17 protein-coding genes are annotated in these 13,875 nt (G+C 26.3%); 7 read left to right on the top strand and 10 right to left on the bottom strand.

Annotated features, from left to right (window positions below; all coding sequences use genetic code 11):
- Nucleotide 1: 1 nt before the first annotated feature.
- The 3 genes from CLV39_RS05270 to CLV39_RS05260 are packed head-to-tail and all read left to right on the top strand — an operon-like array spanning nucleotide 2 to nucleotide 2,519.
- The gene (locus CLV39_RS05270; protein ID WP_121923196.1) at nucleotides 2-895 is read left to right on the top strand and encodes a 5'-3' exonuclease; all 894 of its coding nucleotides are present in this window, start codon (nucleotides 2-4) and stop codon (nucleotides 893-895) included.
- On the top strand, nucleotides 858-1,529 hold the full coding sequence (gene nth, locus CLV39_RS05265) for an endonuclease III (protein ID WP_245960319.1): 672 nt from the start codon (nucleotides 858-860) through the stop codon (nucleotides 1,527-1,529). The genes CLV39_RS05270 and nth overlap by 38 nt, the downstream gene beginning before the upstream one ends.
- A 12-nt stretch (nucleotides 1,530-1,541) precedes the next feature.
- Entirely contained in the window at nucleotides 1,542-2,519 is a 978-nt protein-coding gene (locus tag CLV39_RS05260; protein WP_121923195.1) for a DHH family phosphoesterase, read from the top strand.
- Nucleotides 2,520-2,627: 108 nt separating this feature from the next.
- Here the strand turns inward: CLV39_RS05260 and CLV39_RS05255 are convergent, their stop codons facing one another.
- From CLV39_RS05255 to CLV39_RS05235, 6 genes are all read right to left on the bottom strand, one after another.
- A complete protein-coding gene (locus CLV39_RS05255; RefSeq protein WP_121923194.1) occupies nucleotides 2,628-2,855 on the bottom strand; it encodes an AtpZ/AtpI family protein in 228 nt (75 codons plus the stop codon).
- Nucleotides 2,852-3,658 (bottom strand): 4-hydroxy-tetrahydrodipicolinate reductase, encoded by an 807-nt coding sequence (dapB, locus tag CLV39_RS05250; RefSeq protein ID WP_121923193.1) that lies wholly within the window; start codon nucleotides 3,656-3,658, stop codon nucleotides 2,852-2,854. Before dapB ends, CLV39_RS05255 begins: the two co-directional genes overlap by 4 nt.
- Nucleotides 3,659-3,667: 9 nt before the next feature.
- The gene (locus CLV39_RS05245) at nucleotides 3,668-3,925 is read right to left on the bottom strand and encodes a hypothetical protein (RefSeq protein ID WP_121923192.1); all 258 of its coding nucleotides are present in this window, start codon (nucleotides 3,923-3,925) and stop codon (nucleotides 3,668-3,670) included.
- 130 nt (nucleotides 3,926-4,055) lie between these two features.
- Nucleotides 4,056-4,184, bottom strand: a complete 129-nt coding sequence (locus CLV39_RS08810) for a hypothetical protein (protein WP_281271972.1) — start codon at nucleotides 4,182-4,184, stop codon at nucleotides 4,056-4,058.
- Between the two features lie 16 nt (nucleotides 4,185-4,200).
- Complete coding sequence (locus CLV39_RS05240; protein ID WP_121923191.1) at nucleotides 4,201-4,974, bottom strand: type III pantothenate kinase; 774 nt, start codon at nucleotides 4,972-4,974, stop codon at nucleotides 4,201-4,203.
- Nucleotides 4,971-6,200 (bottom strand): N-acetylmuramoyl-L-alanine amidase family protein, encoded by a 1,230-nt coding sequence (locus CLV39_RS05235; protein ID WP_245960318.1) that lies wholly within the window; start codon nucleotides 6,198-6,200, stop codon nucleotides 4,971-4,973. The genes CLV39_RS05240 and CLV39_RS05235 overlap by 4 nt, the downstream gene beginning before the upstream one ends.
- An 83-nt stretch (nucleotides 6,201-6,283) precedes the next feature.
- On the opposite strand from CLV39_RS05235, the gene CLV39_RS05230 reads away from it, so the two are divergent.
- The 3 genes from CLV39_RS05230 to speD all read left to right on the top strand — a co-directional run bounded on the left by CLV39_RS05230 (nucleotide 6,284) and on the right by speD (nucleotide 9,320).
- Nucleotides 6,284-7,018, top strand: a complete 735-nt coding sequence (locus CLV39_RS05230) for a pyridoxine 5'-phosphate synthase (RefSeq protein WP_121923189.1) — start codon at nucleotides 6,284-6,286, stop codon at nucleotides 7,016-7,018.
- Nucleotides 7,006-8,817 carry a glutamine--fructose-6-phosphate transaminase (isomerizing) gene (glmS, locus tag CLV39_RS05225; RefSeq protein ID WP_121923188.1) on the top strand — a complete coding sequence of 604 codons (1,812 nt, stop codon included), beginning with the start codon at nucleotides 7,006-7,008 and terminating at the stop codon, nucleotides 8,815-8,817. The genes CLV39_RS05230 and glmS overlap by 13 nt, the downstream gene beginning before the upstream one ends.
- 77 nt (nucleotides 8,818-8,894) lie before the next feature.
- Nucleotides 8,895-9,320 carry an adenosylmethionine decarboxylase gene (gene speD, locus CLV39_RS05220; protein ID WP_121923187.1) on the top strand — a complete coding sequence of 142 codons (426 nt, stop codon included), beginning with the start codon at nucleotides 8,895-8,897 and terminating at the stop codon, nucleotides 9,318-9,320.
- 12 nt (nucleotides 9,321-9,332) lie between these two features.
- Here speD and CLV39_RS05215 read toward each other — a convergent pair whose 3' ends face one another.
- From CLV39_RS05215 to CLV39_RS05200, 4 genes are read right to left on the bottom strand one after another with little or no spacing between them, the layout of a single operon-like run.
- Nucleotides 9,333-10,520 carry an O-antigen ligase family protein gene (locus CLV39_RS05215; RefSeq protein ID WP_121923186.1) on the bottom strand — a complete coding sequence of 396 codons (1,188 nt, stop codon included), beginning with the start codon at nucleotides 10,518-10,520 and terminating at the stop codon, nucleotides 9,333-9,335.
- A gap of 30 nt (nucleotides 10,521-10,550) precedes the next feature.
- Nucleotides 10,551-11,075, bottom strand: a complete 525-nt coding sequence (locus tag CLV39_RS05210; protein ID WP_121923185.1) for a phosphatase PAP2 family protein — start codon at nucleotides 11,073-11,075, stop codon at nucleotides 10,551-10,553.
- Nucleotides 11,072-12,142, bottom strand: coding sequence for a PHP domain-containing protein (locus CLV39_RS05205; protein ID WP_121923184.1), 1,071 nt, complete (start codon nucleotides 12,140-12,142; stop codon nucleotides 11,072-11,074). Before CLV39_RS05205 ends, CLV39_RS05210 begins: the two co-directional genes overlap by 4 nt.
- Complete coding sequence (locus tag CLV39_RS05200; RefSeq protein ID WP_121923183.1) at nucleotides 12,139-12,354, bottom strand: hypothetical protein; 216 nt, start codon at nucleotides 12,352-12,354, stop codon at nucleotides 12,139-12,141. Before CLV39_RS05200 ends, CLV39_RS05205 begins: the two co-directional genes overlap by 4 nt.
- Before the next feature lie 71 nt (nucleotides 12,355-12,425).
- Here CLV39_RS05200 and mgtE point away from each other — a divergent pair, with 71 nt between their 5' ends.
- The gene (gene mgtE, locus CLV39_RS05195) at nucleotides 12,426-13,796 is read left to right on the top strand and encodes a magnesium transporter (protein WP_121923182.1); all 1,371 of its coding nucleotides are present in this window, start codon (nucleotides 12,426-12,428) and stop codon (nucleotides 13,794-13,796) included.
- Nucleotides 13,797-13,875: the final 79 nt, after the last annotated feature.

Here is a 13,875-nt window from a genome sequence, read left to right as displayed (position 1 = left end):
AGTGAAAAAAATAGCTTTAGTTGACGGCTCATCATATATATATAGAGCTTTTTATGCACTTCCACCTTTGACAGCTCCAGATGGAAGACCTACAGGAGCTATTTATGGCTTTTTAAGAATGATATTAAAACTTATTAATGACCTTAATCCTGAATATATAGCAGTAATTTTTGATAAAGGAAAAATAACATTTAGAACTAAACAGTATGAAGATTATAAAGCTACTAGAAAAGAAACGCCAGATGAGTTAAAACAACAAATCCCAGAAATAAAAAGATTATTAAAATTATTTGGAATAAAAGTTTTAGAAAAAGAAGGTTTTGAAGCAGATGATATTATTGCAACTCTTGCTAAAAAAGCAAAAAATAAAGGCTTTAAAGTTTATGTTGTAACACCTGACAAGGATATGATGCAACTAGTAAGTGAGAATATATATCTTCTAAATCCTGTTTCAAATATTATTTTTGATAAAGAGAAAGTAAAAGAGAAATATGGAGTTTATCCTGAGCAGTTCATAGATTACCAAGCTTTAGTAGGGGATACTGTAGATAATATTATAGGAGTAAAAGGAGTAGGTCCTAAAACTGCATCTAAGCTTTTAAATCAATATGGAAATATTGAAAATATATTAAATCATTTAGATGAACTTTCTCCAAAATTACAAAAAGCTTTTCAGGAAGCTATAGACAGACTTGAAAAAAATAGATTTTTAGTAAAATTAGATGATAATGTACCTTTAGATATAGAAATAGAAAACTTAAAAAGAGAAAAAATAGATTGGGAAAGTTTAATAAAGGAGTTTGAGAAACTTGGATTTAAATCATTATTGAAAGAAATTGGAAATAAGGAGCAAAAATATGAAAAAAAAGAAAAAAGCCAAAGAACCTTGTTCTAAGAAAATTAAATTTACTGAAGAGGAAGTTATAGCAAGATTAAAAAAACATTTTCCAAGTCCTAAAACAGAACTTAATTATAAAAATCCTTTTGAATTAATAATTGCAGTACTTCTTTCAGCTCAAACTACAGATATAAAAGTAAATGAAGCAACAAAAATACTTTTCAAAAAGTATCCAACTCCAGAAAAACTTGCAAAAGCTGATATAGAAGACCTTTATGAAATTCTTCGTCCTATAAATTACTATAGAAAAAAAGCTCAATATATTAAAGATGTAGCAAAATATATTGTTGAAGAGTTTAAAGGGAAAATACCAGACACAATAGAAGAATTAGTTAAACTTCCGGGTATAGGAAGAAAATCAGCATCTGTGATACTTGTAAATGGATTTCATAAACCAGCTATTGTTGTAGATACTCATGTTAAAAGAGTGTCAAAAAGATTAGGGTTAACATGCCATAATGATCCTGAAAAAGTAGAAAAGGATTTAGCAGAATTTTTTTCAAAAGAAAACTGGATATATATATCAAACGCTTTAGTACTGTTTGGAAGATATATATGTAAAGCAAGAAAACCTTTATGTAAAGAATGTCATTTAAATGATATATGCCCATATCCAGAAAAAAATCTATAAAGAGGTAAAAAAATGAAGGCTTTAATAGATAGAATAAAAAGAGAAAAAGGAAAAATACTAATATTTACTCATGAAAACCCAGATGCAGATGGTATTGGTAGTATGCTTGCCCTTTATGAGTTTTTAAAAAATGAAGGTAAAGATGTAGAATGTGCAATGAAAGACCCAGCACCTGCAATCTTAGATTTCTTACCAAATATAGATAAAATAAAAAAATTACCAAATGAAAAAACATATGATTTAGCAATACTTGTTGATGCTGCTGGAGCCTTTAGAGCAGGAACTAAAATAAACGCAAAAGAGATAATAAGAATAGATCATCATATAGGTGGTAATAAAGAAAGTAATTATGATTTTATAGATACATATGCTCCTTCAACTACTTTTTTAGTTGCAAAAATTCTTCGTTATTGGAATGAAGAAAAGATAAATTCTAATATTGCAACAAATTTATATACAGGCCTTTTAACAGATACAGGTTCATTTAGATATAACAATGTTGATGATGAAGCTTTTGAAATGGCTGAATTTTTAGTAAAAAAAGGAGCAGATCCTACTTATATTGCAAATATGATTTATGAAAGAAATAAATTAAGTACAATAAAACTTTTACAGCTTACACTTTCAACTTTAAAGTTATATGCAGAAGGAAAAATAGCTTCTTTAATAGTTGAAAGAAAATATCTCCATGAAACAGGTGCTTTAGAAGAAGAGACAGAAGGATTTGTAAATTATGCAAGAAGTATAGATGGTGTTGAAATAGCTTTCATAATGATTCAAAAAGAAGATCCTGATCTTTGGAGAGTATCGATTAGAGGAAAAGGAAATATTGATGTAAGAGAAATTGCTGAATATTTTGGCGGTGGTGGACATAGAGATGCAGCAGGTTGTAGAATAAGAGGTAAAAAAGAAGAGGTTTTAAATAAATTAGTTGAAAGAGCAAAACAACAATTAGAAAAAGAACTAAATATTAGCTATTCAACTATATAGATTAACGGTATTTAGTTTAAAAGTAGTTTGTTATTTTTAATATAGATTTGATAATTCAGAATACCTTAAAAATTTAGTACTTAAATTTGGCTAATTTAATATAAATTTTTAATTATTTTTGGTATCTTCCTGTTTTAAATATCTAATAGCATCTTTATACATATTATAAAATCCAGCTATAATACCAAGAATTAAAAATATGATTTTAAATAAATAATCTTTATGGAATAAGTTATCAAAAATATAACCAAGAAAAAGGCCTACAATAATTCCTGATATAAGATGTAGGCCTATCGCAGAAACTGTTAGATATTTGGATACTTTTCTATTAATCATTTTAAGTTGAGGACATCCATCATATCATAAAGTCCTGCAGGTTTATCTTTTATCCATTTAGCAGCTTCTATAGCTCCTCTTGCAAAAATATCCCTTGAGCCTGCTTTATGGGTTAACTCTATTCTTTCTCCAAGACCTGCAAATATTACAGTATGATCTCCAACAACATCTCCACCTCTAAGTGCGAAAACTGCTATTTCATCAGAAGGCCTTCCATTTGGATATTCTCCATTTCTACCATATACTACATTTTCAATTCCTGTTTCTTTTTTTAGAATATCAACAAGTTTTACAGCAGTTCCTGAAGGTGCATCCTTTTTAAATCTATGATGCATCTCAATAACTTCAATATCATATCCTTTATCTTTTAAAGCTTTAGCAGCCTCTTCAACAAGTTTAAATAAAAGATTAACTCCAATACTCATATTAGGAGCTAAAACAACTGGAATATCTTTTGATAATTCTTTAATTTCCTTTAATTCTTCATCATTAAAACCTGTAGTCCCGATTACCATACCTTTTTTATTTTTATCTGCTGCTAAAAGTCTCAAATGAGACAAAGCTGCTTCTGTAGAGTTTGAGAATTCTATAACAACATCAGTAATATCTATTACCTTAGATAAATCTGAAACTATTGGTGCATCTAAATCAACGTTTAAAATTTCTCCAACTGTATCATGAGTATGGGCACAATCTGGGCTTTCAATTCCTGCAACTATTTCTATATTTGAATCTTCATATGCAAGTTTTGCGATAGTTTTTCCCATTCTTCCAAGAATACCTGATATTGCTACTTTTACCATCTTAACCTCTTACGCATCCATTTTTTCTTCAGGATTAAAAACTATGTTTGCAAGATTATTTAATGCATCATTTACTTGATCTGGAGGAACCACATAAGGTGCAATAGCAATATCTACATCTTCAGTAAATATTGTATCTTTTAAAAGTTGTTGAAGCTTTTCTAACTCTTCAGGAGTTACATCTTTTCTAAATATTTCTTCTATAGGCTTTTCACTTACAAAAAAACCTACTAGAGCAAATGGATATGCTTTTCTTTCTTCTTCCATAAAATTCTCCTTTCTATTAAAATAAAATTAAGAAACTCAGTGTTAAAATTTATACTAAAAATATATTACGCTTATAACATAACTTTAATAATTACTAATTAATAAAACTTTTCTTAAATCTCTTCAAGCTTTAGTGTGCCTGTTGCTGTGAGTTTTCTTTCACAGTCCTAGACATTAAAATTCCCCATAAAAATAAAAATTGAGTAAGCATTAATATTAAAAGAATTAATTCCGGAAAAGAGTTTACCCAGTTTTGCATTTTTTCAAACCTCCTTTTAAGTTTTATTTAGTATATCTAAATACTGTTTATATATCAAATATAATCCTTCCATAGCCAAAAATTTATCTACTATATGTTTTTCTTCTATACAATTTGATATTAGTTCAGAATTTCCTCCTGTCAATATTATATTAAAATTTTTCTTTGTTTTTGATTTTATTTTCTTTATCAGTCCATCTATAAGACTACAATATCCATAAAATATTCCTGATTTTATACTATCTACAGTTGTTTTTCCTATGATATTTTTTGGCTTTTCTACTTTTACCATAGGAAGTTTAGAAGTTTTTGAAAAAAGAGTATCTACACTACTTTCTATTCCAGGGAATATTAAGCCACCTTCATACTCTCCTTTTTCATTTACTATATCAAAAGTAATAGCAGTACCAAGATCAATTACAATTAGAGGTGGATTTTGCTTTTTTAAGGCAGAAAAAGCATTAACTAATCTATCAATTCCTACTTCATCTGGATTTTTGTATTTATTTACAATAGGTACTTTTATATCTTTTCCTACAATTAATGGATTTTTCCCTAATAATTTTTCAATTGCTACAAATATTTTTTGTTCTATCTGAGGTACAACTGAAGATATAATACAATCTTGAGGTTTGTTTTTTTCTATAGAAAAAATATTAAAAATATCTAAAAACCAATCATCTATTGTTTTTTCCCTATTTGAAGCAAGTTTATAACTTTTTATAAATTTATATTCTTTTATAAATCCTATTTCAACAGTAGTATTTCCTATATCTATACCTATTATCATTTTAAGACCAAGTTATGATAATTAAAAAAGTATTCATCTATAGCATTATATATCTCTTTTGCAAATCTTTTTAAAAATCTTTCATTTTTCAATTTTTTAATATCTTCTTTATTTGTTAAAAAAGCAGTTTCTATTAAAACAGATGGTATTCCAGGGGTTTTTAATACTGCAAAATTTGCACTATCTATATCTCTTACCTTTGTTATTTTTTTTAATTGATTTTTTAATATATATGCAAAATTTCTTCCTTCTGTCATAGTAGTATTTATAGCAAGTTCTGCAACAACATTATTTACATAAGTATTCTTACTTACTTTAACTAATTTTATCACTGCTTTGTTTTCTCTTTTTTCTACAAGCCTTGCTAATTTTGATTTTGCACCTTTAAGACTTAAAGTATAAATATAAGTTCCATTTATTTTTGGGTTTGGATTTGTATTACAATGAATACTAATAAAAATATCTGCATGTTTTTTTATGGCAAACAATGTTCTTTCATATAAACCTACATATCTATCTGTGTTTCTAGTTAAATAAACCTTATATACTTTGTCTTTTTCTAAATATCTTTTTAATATTTTTGCTAATTTTAAAGTAATATCTTTTTCTTTAACTCCATTAGCAATTGCTCCTGGGTCTTTTCCACCATGTCCTGGATCTATTACTATAACTATTGGTTTTATTATTTGTTCTTTATTAAGTTCTTTTATTACTACATCATATAAAGGGTCTTGTTTTCTTTTTATAAGTTTTGGCTGGATAATAATTTGAGGTTTATCTGTTATATCTTCTTTTTCACCTGTAATAATTTTAGTAATTAGTCTATTTAGCCTTTCATAATCAGAAATTTTCTTAGAGTATTTGGTTTTTTTTAATAAGTTTTTATGTTTTTTTTCAAAAAAGATTATAGATATGCCATTTTTATATTTTTTTAATTTAAAATATCTTTTTGTTTTTTGTATAACAAGTTTTAATCCATCTTTTGATTTAATTATAGATATATCTTTTACATATTTTTTATTTGGTTTTATATATTTTAATTTAAAGTTTTTGTCTTTTATCTTAAAGACAAGATAATTCTCATCAAAAAATGGTATTTTTTGTATTTTATATGCATTTATTACTACTTTATATCCATTTTCCGTATTATAAGCCTTTAAATATCCAGCTACGGATAAATTAAATATTAATAGCTGGAAGATTATTAGAAATTTAAAAGTTTTCAAAACTATTATTTCCTTTATTTCAAAACTCAATATTATATAATTATTAAATCGTAAAATATAAAAAAAACTTGAGGAAAAAACCATTGAAATTAGGAGTAAATATAGACCATATAGCAACTATTAGAGAAGCAAGAAAAACTTATGAACCAGATCCAATTAATGGAGCAATCATTGCAATAAAAAATGGAGCAGATCAAATCACCCTTCATTTAAGAGAAGATAGAAGGCATATTCAAGATGAAGATTTACTTAGATTAAAAGCAACAATAAAGGAAGTTCCTATTAATCTTGAAATGGCTCCAACTGAAGAAATGAAAAATATAGCAATAGATGTAAAAGTTGATAGGGTTACTTTAGTTCCAGAAAAAAGACAGGAAATAACAACAGAAGGTGGTTTAGATGTAATTTCTACTTTAGATTATCTACGGAGTTTTGTAAAAGAACTAAAAAATAATGGAATAAAAGTTTCTCTTTTTATAGACCCAGAAAAAGATCAGATAGATGCAAGCTTAGAAACAGGTGCAGACGCAGTAGAACTTCATACTGGTGAATATGCAAATGCTTATGGTGAAAATATTTTAAAAGAGTTAAAAAGACTTCAGGATGCAGCAATTTATGCAAAAGAAAAAGGTTTATCTGTTTTTGCAGGACATGGATTAACTTATGAAAATGTTCAACCAATAGCACAGATTCTTGAGATTGAAGAACTAAATATTGGCCATTCTATAATAGCAAATTCAGTATTCCTAGGTTTAGATAAAGCAGTTGAAAAAATGAAAAGATTAATATTAGAGGCAAGATTAAGATGTGTGGAATAATTGGATATATTGGAAATAGAAAAGCAGTACCAGTTTTACTTTATGGACTTCAAAGACTTGAATATAGAGGTTATGATTCTGCAGGTATAGCAGTTATTGATAGAGAAGAAGATAAAATAATTGTAGAAAAACAGGTTGGAAAAATAAAAGATTTACAAGAAAAATTATGGAATAAAAAGATAGAAGGAAATATTGGTCTTGGTCATTCAAGATGGGCAACCCATGGAGAACCTACAATAGAAAACGCTCATCCTCATACAAGTAAATCAGGAACAATAGCTATTGTACACAATGGAATAATAGAAAATTATTTAGAATTAAAGAAAGAGTTAGAAGAAAAAGGATATAAATTTAGGTCTCAAACAGATACAGAAGTAGTAGCTCACCTTATTGAAGAATTTTATAATGGCAACTTATTTGAAACAATACTAAATGTAGTCAAAAAATTAAAAGGAGCTTATGCTCTTGGAATAATCTCTTCTTATGAGCCTGATAAAATAATAGCTGTAAAAAAAGGAAGTCCATTAGTAATTGGTGTTGGGAAAGATGAAAACTTTATAGCTTCGGATATTCCTGCAGTTTTAGAATATACAAAAGATTTTATAATACTTGAAGATGATGAGATAGCAGTAATAACAAAGGATAATGTTGAAGTTTATGATATAAATGGAAATAAAATAAAAAAGGATATACTTCATGTAAATTGGGATATTTCTGCTGCTGAAAAAGCAGGATATAAACATTTTATGCAAAAAGAAATATTTGAACAACCAAGAACCGTAGCAGATACAATATCAGGCTTTTCATCTCAGATAAATGAAGATTTATACAATACAGTAGTGAATGCAGATAGAATTTATATTATTGCTTGTGGTACTTCTTATCATGCAGGATTAGTTGGAAAATTTTGGATTGAAAAATTTGCAAAAATACCAGTTGAAGTTGATTATGCTTCTGAATATAGATATAGAGATAAAATTATAAATGATAAAACAGTTATTATTGGAATAAGTCAATCAGGAGAAACTGCAGATACCAGATTTGCATTAATAGATGCACAAAAAGAAGGAGCTAAAACTATTGGTATTGTAAATGTAGTTGGCAGTTCTTTATCAAGAGAAGCAGATTATACTCTTTATACTTACTGTGGCCCAGAAATTGGTGTTGCAGCAACAAAAACATTTACAGCCCAATTAATAGTTCTACTTCTTTTTGCTTTAGAACTTGGACTAAAAAAGAATACTATAACAAAAGATCTATATGAAGATTTACAGCAGAAGATTTTATCAATACCTTCTAAAATAGAAAAAATTTTATTAAAAGAAAAATCTATAAAAGATATAGCTTATAAATATATGAATGCATCAGATTTTCTTTTCTTAGGAAGAAATATAAATTATCCTATAGCTTTAGAAGGAGCTTTAAAATTAAAAGAGATATCTTATATCCATGCAGAAGGTTATCCTGCAGGTGAAATGAAACATGGACCTATAGCATTAATAGATGATAAACTTCCTGTTGTTGCTTTGGCCCCTATGGATAAATTTTATGAAAAAATGATTTCAAATATTCAAGAAGTAAAAGCAAGAAAAGGAAAACTTATAGCAGTAGCTACAGAAGGGGATGAAAATATAAAAGAACTTGTAGATGATATTATCTATATACCAAAAACAGAAGATGAATTATATCCAATATTAACTGTTGTCCCTTTGCAACTTCTTTCTTATCATATTGCTACCTTACTTGGAAAAGATGTAGATCAACCAAGAAATTTAGCAAAGACAGTAACTGTTGAATGATAAAAAGCATCCTTTAAATTTTAAAAAATTGGTATAATTTTATTTTCAAAATTTATATTCTTAGGAGGATTGATGGATTGATAGGATTTGGACCACATTTAATGGTTGATGGTTATAATGCAAATTATGAAAAACTTGCAAGTGTTGAAGCAGTTACAGAGTTCTTAGAAACTACAGTTTCAGAAATAGGAATGACGAAAATAATGCCTCCTTATGTTTTCAAGTATGATGGAGGAGATAAACCTGAAGATTGGGGTGTTTCAGGATTTGTAATTATAGCAGAAAGCCATATTAGTATTCATACATTTCCAGAAAAAAGATATTTTTCAATAGATATTTTTTCTTGTAAAGATTTTGATATAGATAAAGCAATAAAACTAATTAAAGAATATTTTGAAACAGAAGATTTAGAAATAAGAACAACAGATAGAGGAACAGAATTTCCAAGAGATATTTCCATAGCAACATCTATTACAAACGCTCAAAGAAACAGACTTACATAATATCAAATAATATCAAAGCTCCCTTTGGGAGCTTTCTTCTAAACTTTTTTCCCCGATTTTAAATAGCAGTAGATATAATGGTAATAAAGCATCCCAGAAAAATGTAAATAAAGCACCTAAAAGATGGGTAGATAAAGGTATAAAAAGTAATATAGCAAATATATCCTCTTTATTTTTTATTTTGGCTTTTATGAATTTCTTAAAAAATATAAAAAATATAGCTATTTCAGCTATAATTCCAAGAAGTCCTATCTCAATAAACTCAGATAAAAGTATAAAGGATTCATACTTACCATAATCCTTAGGACTTTTTTCATGGGGAAGATAAGCACCAGACCATATACCATGACCTATTAAAAGATTTAATATATTTTTGTTTTTTATATCATTTTCAATGATCTTAATAGCATCAGAACCAATATCAACCCTTGTACTACTTAATCTATTTAAGGTTTGATAATTTATTTCATTTGGATGAGTAATAAGATAATTTAAAATCTGGAATCTTGGATCAGTTTTTGAAAGATATATATATCCTGATATTAAAGAAATTAAAAAAATGCTATTAATCGCAAAAAATATCTGTTTTTTAATAATTTTATTTCTATAAAGAACAAAAATAAATATTAACAAAGATATAGTTAAAGCTAAAATTGCCGATCTTCTTGTAGATAAAACTTCTATAGTAATAAAAAAGATAAATAAAAGAGAAAAAAGCATGACCAACTTTTTATTCTTATTAGACAGATAATATATAGCTATTCCAATAGCCATTATAGACATAAAAGCGTAAAACTGACCAACTTCAAACCAACCCCCCCAAATAGGTTTTACAACACCAATTTTATAAAAATGATAAAGTATAACTGGTATTAGTAAAACTCCAATAACTATAAATAAAAATACAAGATTTCTTACAAATTTTCTTTCTGGATTTATTTTAAAAAAATATAAAAACTGGAAAAGTCCTTCTTCTAATGCTTTATTGATTAATTTTGGATAATTTATTAATGTAGAAATTAAAGCTATCCCAATGAAAGAAACTAAAGGAATTTTTAAAGAACCTTCTAATTTTTTATCTTTAAAAAAGTCATAAAAACTCCATAAAACTCCTACTGCAACTAATATTTCAAATAAAGATATTGATAAGAAGGCAGAAACAGATAAAACATAAATATAAATATATTTTTTATTTTCCATACTTTTCCATCTTCTTTTTTAGTATATATTTTACATCATATATAGGAAAATCAGATGAGATATTATTCCTGAAATAAAACCTATAAAAGCTCCAACAACAACATCTATAGGAAAATGAGCTCCCATATAGATTCTTCCAAATGCTATCAGTAAAGCATATATAAACATAATAAAAACTGCCCATAATGGAAAGAAAAATAAAGAAACAGAAAATAAAGTAAAAGCATAAGCAGTATCTGCAGATGGAAAGCTTTTTAAACTAACAGGTTCTAAAAGATAAACATCTTCTAAAAGAGAAACAGGCCTTTTATGTCTAAAAATATATTTTAAAGTTGGCATAACTATACCAGTAATTAATAAAGCAATAATAAGCTGATAAATAGCATTAAGTTTTCCAAAATAATAAAAAATAGGTAAAAATAAAATTAAAGAATAACTTTTCCCAAGTAAAAAAAACTTTTTATAAAATTTGTCTAAGAATTTAGATCTTTTATTGTTAATAAATCTAAATAATTTTATATTCCATTTTAGTTTTAATTGCCAATCTTTACTCATTTAACCTCTATCCAGTTTGTAATTCCTGTAGGTCTAAATCCAAAATAAAAATTAAATATTTTAAAATCATACTCATAAACTTCCAGATGATATTTACCTTTTTCGTTTAGTTTATAAGAAAATTGATTTTTTTCTGTAATTAATATTGGTTTATTATCTTTTTTTAGTATTTTAACTAATTTTTTGTCTTTAAATTTTACAAAAAAAATGGCTTTTTCAGGAATTTCATCTCCTAAAAAATAAAATTTATTATTATTTTTTATAAATATATCACCAAATTTATGATTTAAAACTAAAAAACTTCTACCTTTTTTAAGTTCTTGTAATACTTCTTCTTTAGTTTTTATCTCTTTATCAGTGATTATATAATTTACAAGCCATTTGAAACCTGATTTATAAGAAGGAATTAATATTCCATGGGTATGCTCTTGATAAACAAATTTTATATGTAAGTCTAAACCTCCAATTATTTTTAAGTGAGATGCTCTTTCCCAATATAAATCAATCCATTTTTCAAGTGGAATTAATGCATTCCATTTTCTTATTACATTTAGTGTAAAAGGATATATAAGTATATTTTTAAGAAGTTTTAAACCTGTTTTTAACTTACTCCATACAACCATATCCTTTATATCAATAAGTTCATATAAATAACCTTCTTTAAAATCTCCTTTCCATTTATAATGCTCAAACTCAAAGTTGTTTGGATGAGATATTACAGGAAGGATATTTCCAAGTTTTAGAAGTCTTCCATTTTCTGTATTTATCTCAATTCCTGCAAAAATCTTATTATCTTCAAAATATTTATAATCATCATTGTTATGATCTGTAACAAAAACAAAATCTATATTGTTAATTTCCATTGCTTTTTTTATATCAGAAGGTTTACCTAAGGAATCAAAAGAAAACTGAGTATGGATATGGGCTATTACTTTATATTTTTTCAGATTTACATTTGGGAATTTATCTTCTAATAAACCATTTTCTTTCAATCTTAAGATTTTATATGGATAAAACTCCCAAAATATAATGTAGATAGCTAAAATAAATATTAACAGCTCTATCAATTATTCTTCCTTTTTTTATAAAGGTTATATATACTATATACACCAAAATAGATCATAAAAATTCCAACAACTGTTGGAAAAAAAGAAGCAAAAAATTTAGCCATTGCAAGCTCATTTTCAAAAGGATTTATTTTGAATAAAACTGGGGCATTCATATATACTGCATAAATACCTATTAAAATTGTTAAAATATAAATAAGATAAAGACTCAATTTAAACTACCTACAAAATTTTTAAAGTATAAATTTTATCATAGCTCTAAAATCCTTGGTATAATAACTTTATGACTCCAAGTTTAGAAATTTTAAAAGAAACTATAAAACAGCTTATAAATAAAGGTGATACCTATTCTTTAAAAAGATTATTAGAGAAGGTTTTAAAAGGAGATATTGTTTATGTATTTAAATATTTATCTCCACAAGAAAGAATAAAAGCTTTTAAAGTCCTTTTAAGTGTAGATTTAGAAAAAGCTTCTGATGTTTTATATGACCTTGATGAAGATGTACAGATAGAGATTTTAAGAAATCTACCATCAGAAGATACAGTAAAAGTACTTTTAACTTTTTCTCCAGGTGAAATAGCAAAAATAATAGATAAACTTCCTAAATCTGTTCAACAACAACTTTTATCAAAATTAGAAGAGGAAAAAAGAGCAGAATTAGAAAAATATATATCTTATGGTGAAGAAACTATTGCACATCTTATAAATGAAGATTTTATAGCTATTGAAGATAATAAAACTGTTAAAGATGCATTAGAATTAATTAAAGAGTTTAAAGATAAAGATATTGAAATTATATATATATATGCAATTGATGAAAAAGGAAGATTAACTGGCGTTGTTTCTTTAAAAGAACTTCTTACTGTCTCAGAAAATACACAAATAAAAGATATAATGACAAGAAATGTAATATCTGTATATGTAAATAGTCCATTAGATGAACTGATAGAAATATTTAAAAGTTATGATATATATGTAGTTCCTGTAATTGATGAAGAAGATAAATTAATTGGCGTAATATACATAGATGAAATTATAGATGCTTTATCAGAAAAAACTACTGAAGAATTTTTCAAAATGGCAGGAGCTCATGAGGAAGAACTATTTTATGAAAATAAAATACTTAAAATTGCAAAATTAAGAGCTCCTTGGCTAATTGTAACAACCGTAGGAGAACTTTTTACTGCTTTTATCATAAGTTTATTTAAAATAACAATTTATAAAGCATTACCTATAGTATTTTTCCTTCCATTAGTTGCTGCCGTTAGTGGAAATATAAGCTCTCAATCTGCAATTATCACAGCAAGAGGATTAATTACAGGGAAAATAGGTGAAAACTTAAAAGATATTTTTATTTATATAGTGAGGGAAATAAAGATTTCTATTGTACTTGGCTTATTTTTAAGTTTTATAGTTGGATTTATATCTTTCTTGTGGCTTACAAATCATGCAGTAGGAATTATTGTAGCTGTTGCTTTGTTTATTAATATATTATTTGCATCTTTTTTAGGAGGTTTAATTCCTGTAATTTTAAAATATATGAAAAAGGATCCATCTTTTGCAACAGGACCTATAGTATTAACTATTAATGATATTTTAGGAATTTTCATATATTTAAGTATTGCCTCTTATTTTATTGCTAAGTTAGTATAAAGAGCTTCCAAGTTTACCAAGTTTGACAATGTATATTAGAATAGTTTATATTACTCATTATTTTTAAATAAAACAAAAA

It is taken from the genome of Hydrogenothermus marinus, assembly GCF_003688665.1.
Classification (GTDB): domain Bacteria; phylum Aquificota; class Aquificia; order Aquificales; family Hydrogenothermaceae; genus Hydrogenothermus; species Hydrogenothermus marinus.
The sequence above is the reverse complement of the archived record's forward strand: the minus strand, read 5'-3'. Positions and strand labels throughout refer to the sequence as shown.

Excerpts from the sequence above, each read along its gene's own strand:
- glmS (WP_121923188.1), top strand. The coding sequence starts at position 7,006 with ATGTGTGGAATAATTGGATATATTGGAAATAGAAAAGCAGTACCAGTT.
- nth (WP_245960319.1), top strand. The coding sequence starts at position 858 with ATGAAAAAAAAGAAAAAAGCCAAAGAACCTTGTTCTAAGAAAATTAAA.
- CLV39_RS05245 (WP_121923192.1), bottom strand. The coding sequence starts at position 3,925 with ATGGAAGAAGAAAGAAAAGCATATCCATTTGCTCTAGTAGGTTTTTTT.
- mgtE (WP_121923182.1), top strand. The coding sequence starts at position 12,426 with ATGACTCCAAGTTTAGAAATTTTAAAAGAAACTATAAAACAGCTTATA.
- CLV39_RS05260 (WP_121923195.1), top strand. The coding sequence starts at position 1,542 with ATGAAGGCTTTAATAGATAGAATAAAAAGAGAAAAAGGAAAAATACTA.
- CLV39_RS08810 (WP_281271972.1), bottom strand. The coding sequence starts at position 4,184 with ATGCAAAACTGGGTAAACTCTTTTCCGGAATTAATTCTTTTAATATTA.
- CLV39_RS05240 (WP_121923191.1), bottom strand. The coding sequence starts at position 4,974 with ATGATAATAGGTATAGATATAGGAAATACTACTGTTGAAATAGGATTT.
- CLV39_RS05215 (WP_121923186.1), bottom strand. The coding sequence starts at position 10,520 with ATGGAAAATAAAAAATATATTTATATTTATGTTTTATCTGTTTCTGCC.
- CLV39_RS05255 (WP_121923194.1), bottom strand. The coding sequence starts at position 2,855 with ATGATTAATAGAAAAGTATCCAAATATCTAACAGTTTCTGCGATAGGC.
- dapB (WP_121923193.1), bottom strand. The coding sequence starts at position 3,658 with ATGGTAAAAGTAGCAATATCAGGTATTCTTGGAAGAATGGGAAAAACT.
- CLV39_RS05210 (WP_121923185.1), bottom strand. The coding sequence starts at position 11,075 with ATGAGTAAAGATTGGCAATTAAAACTAAAATGGAATATAAAATTATTT.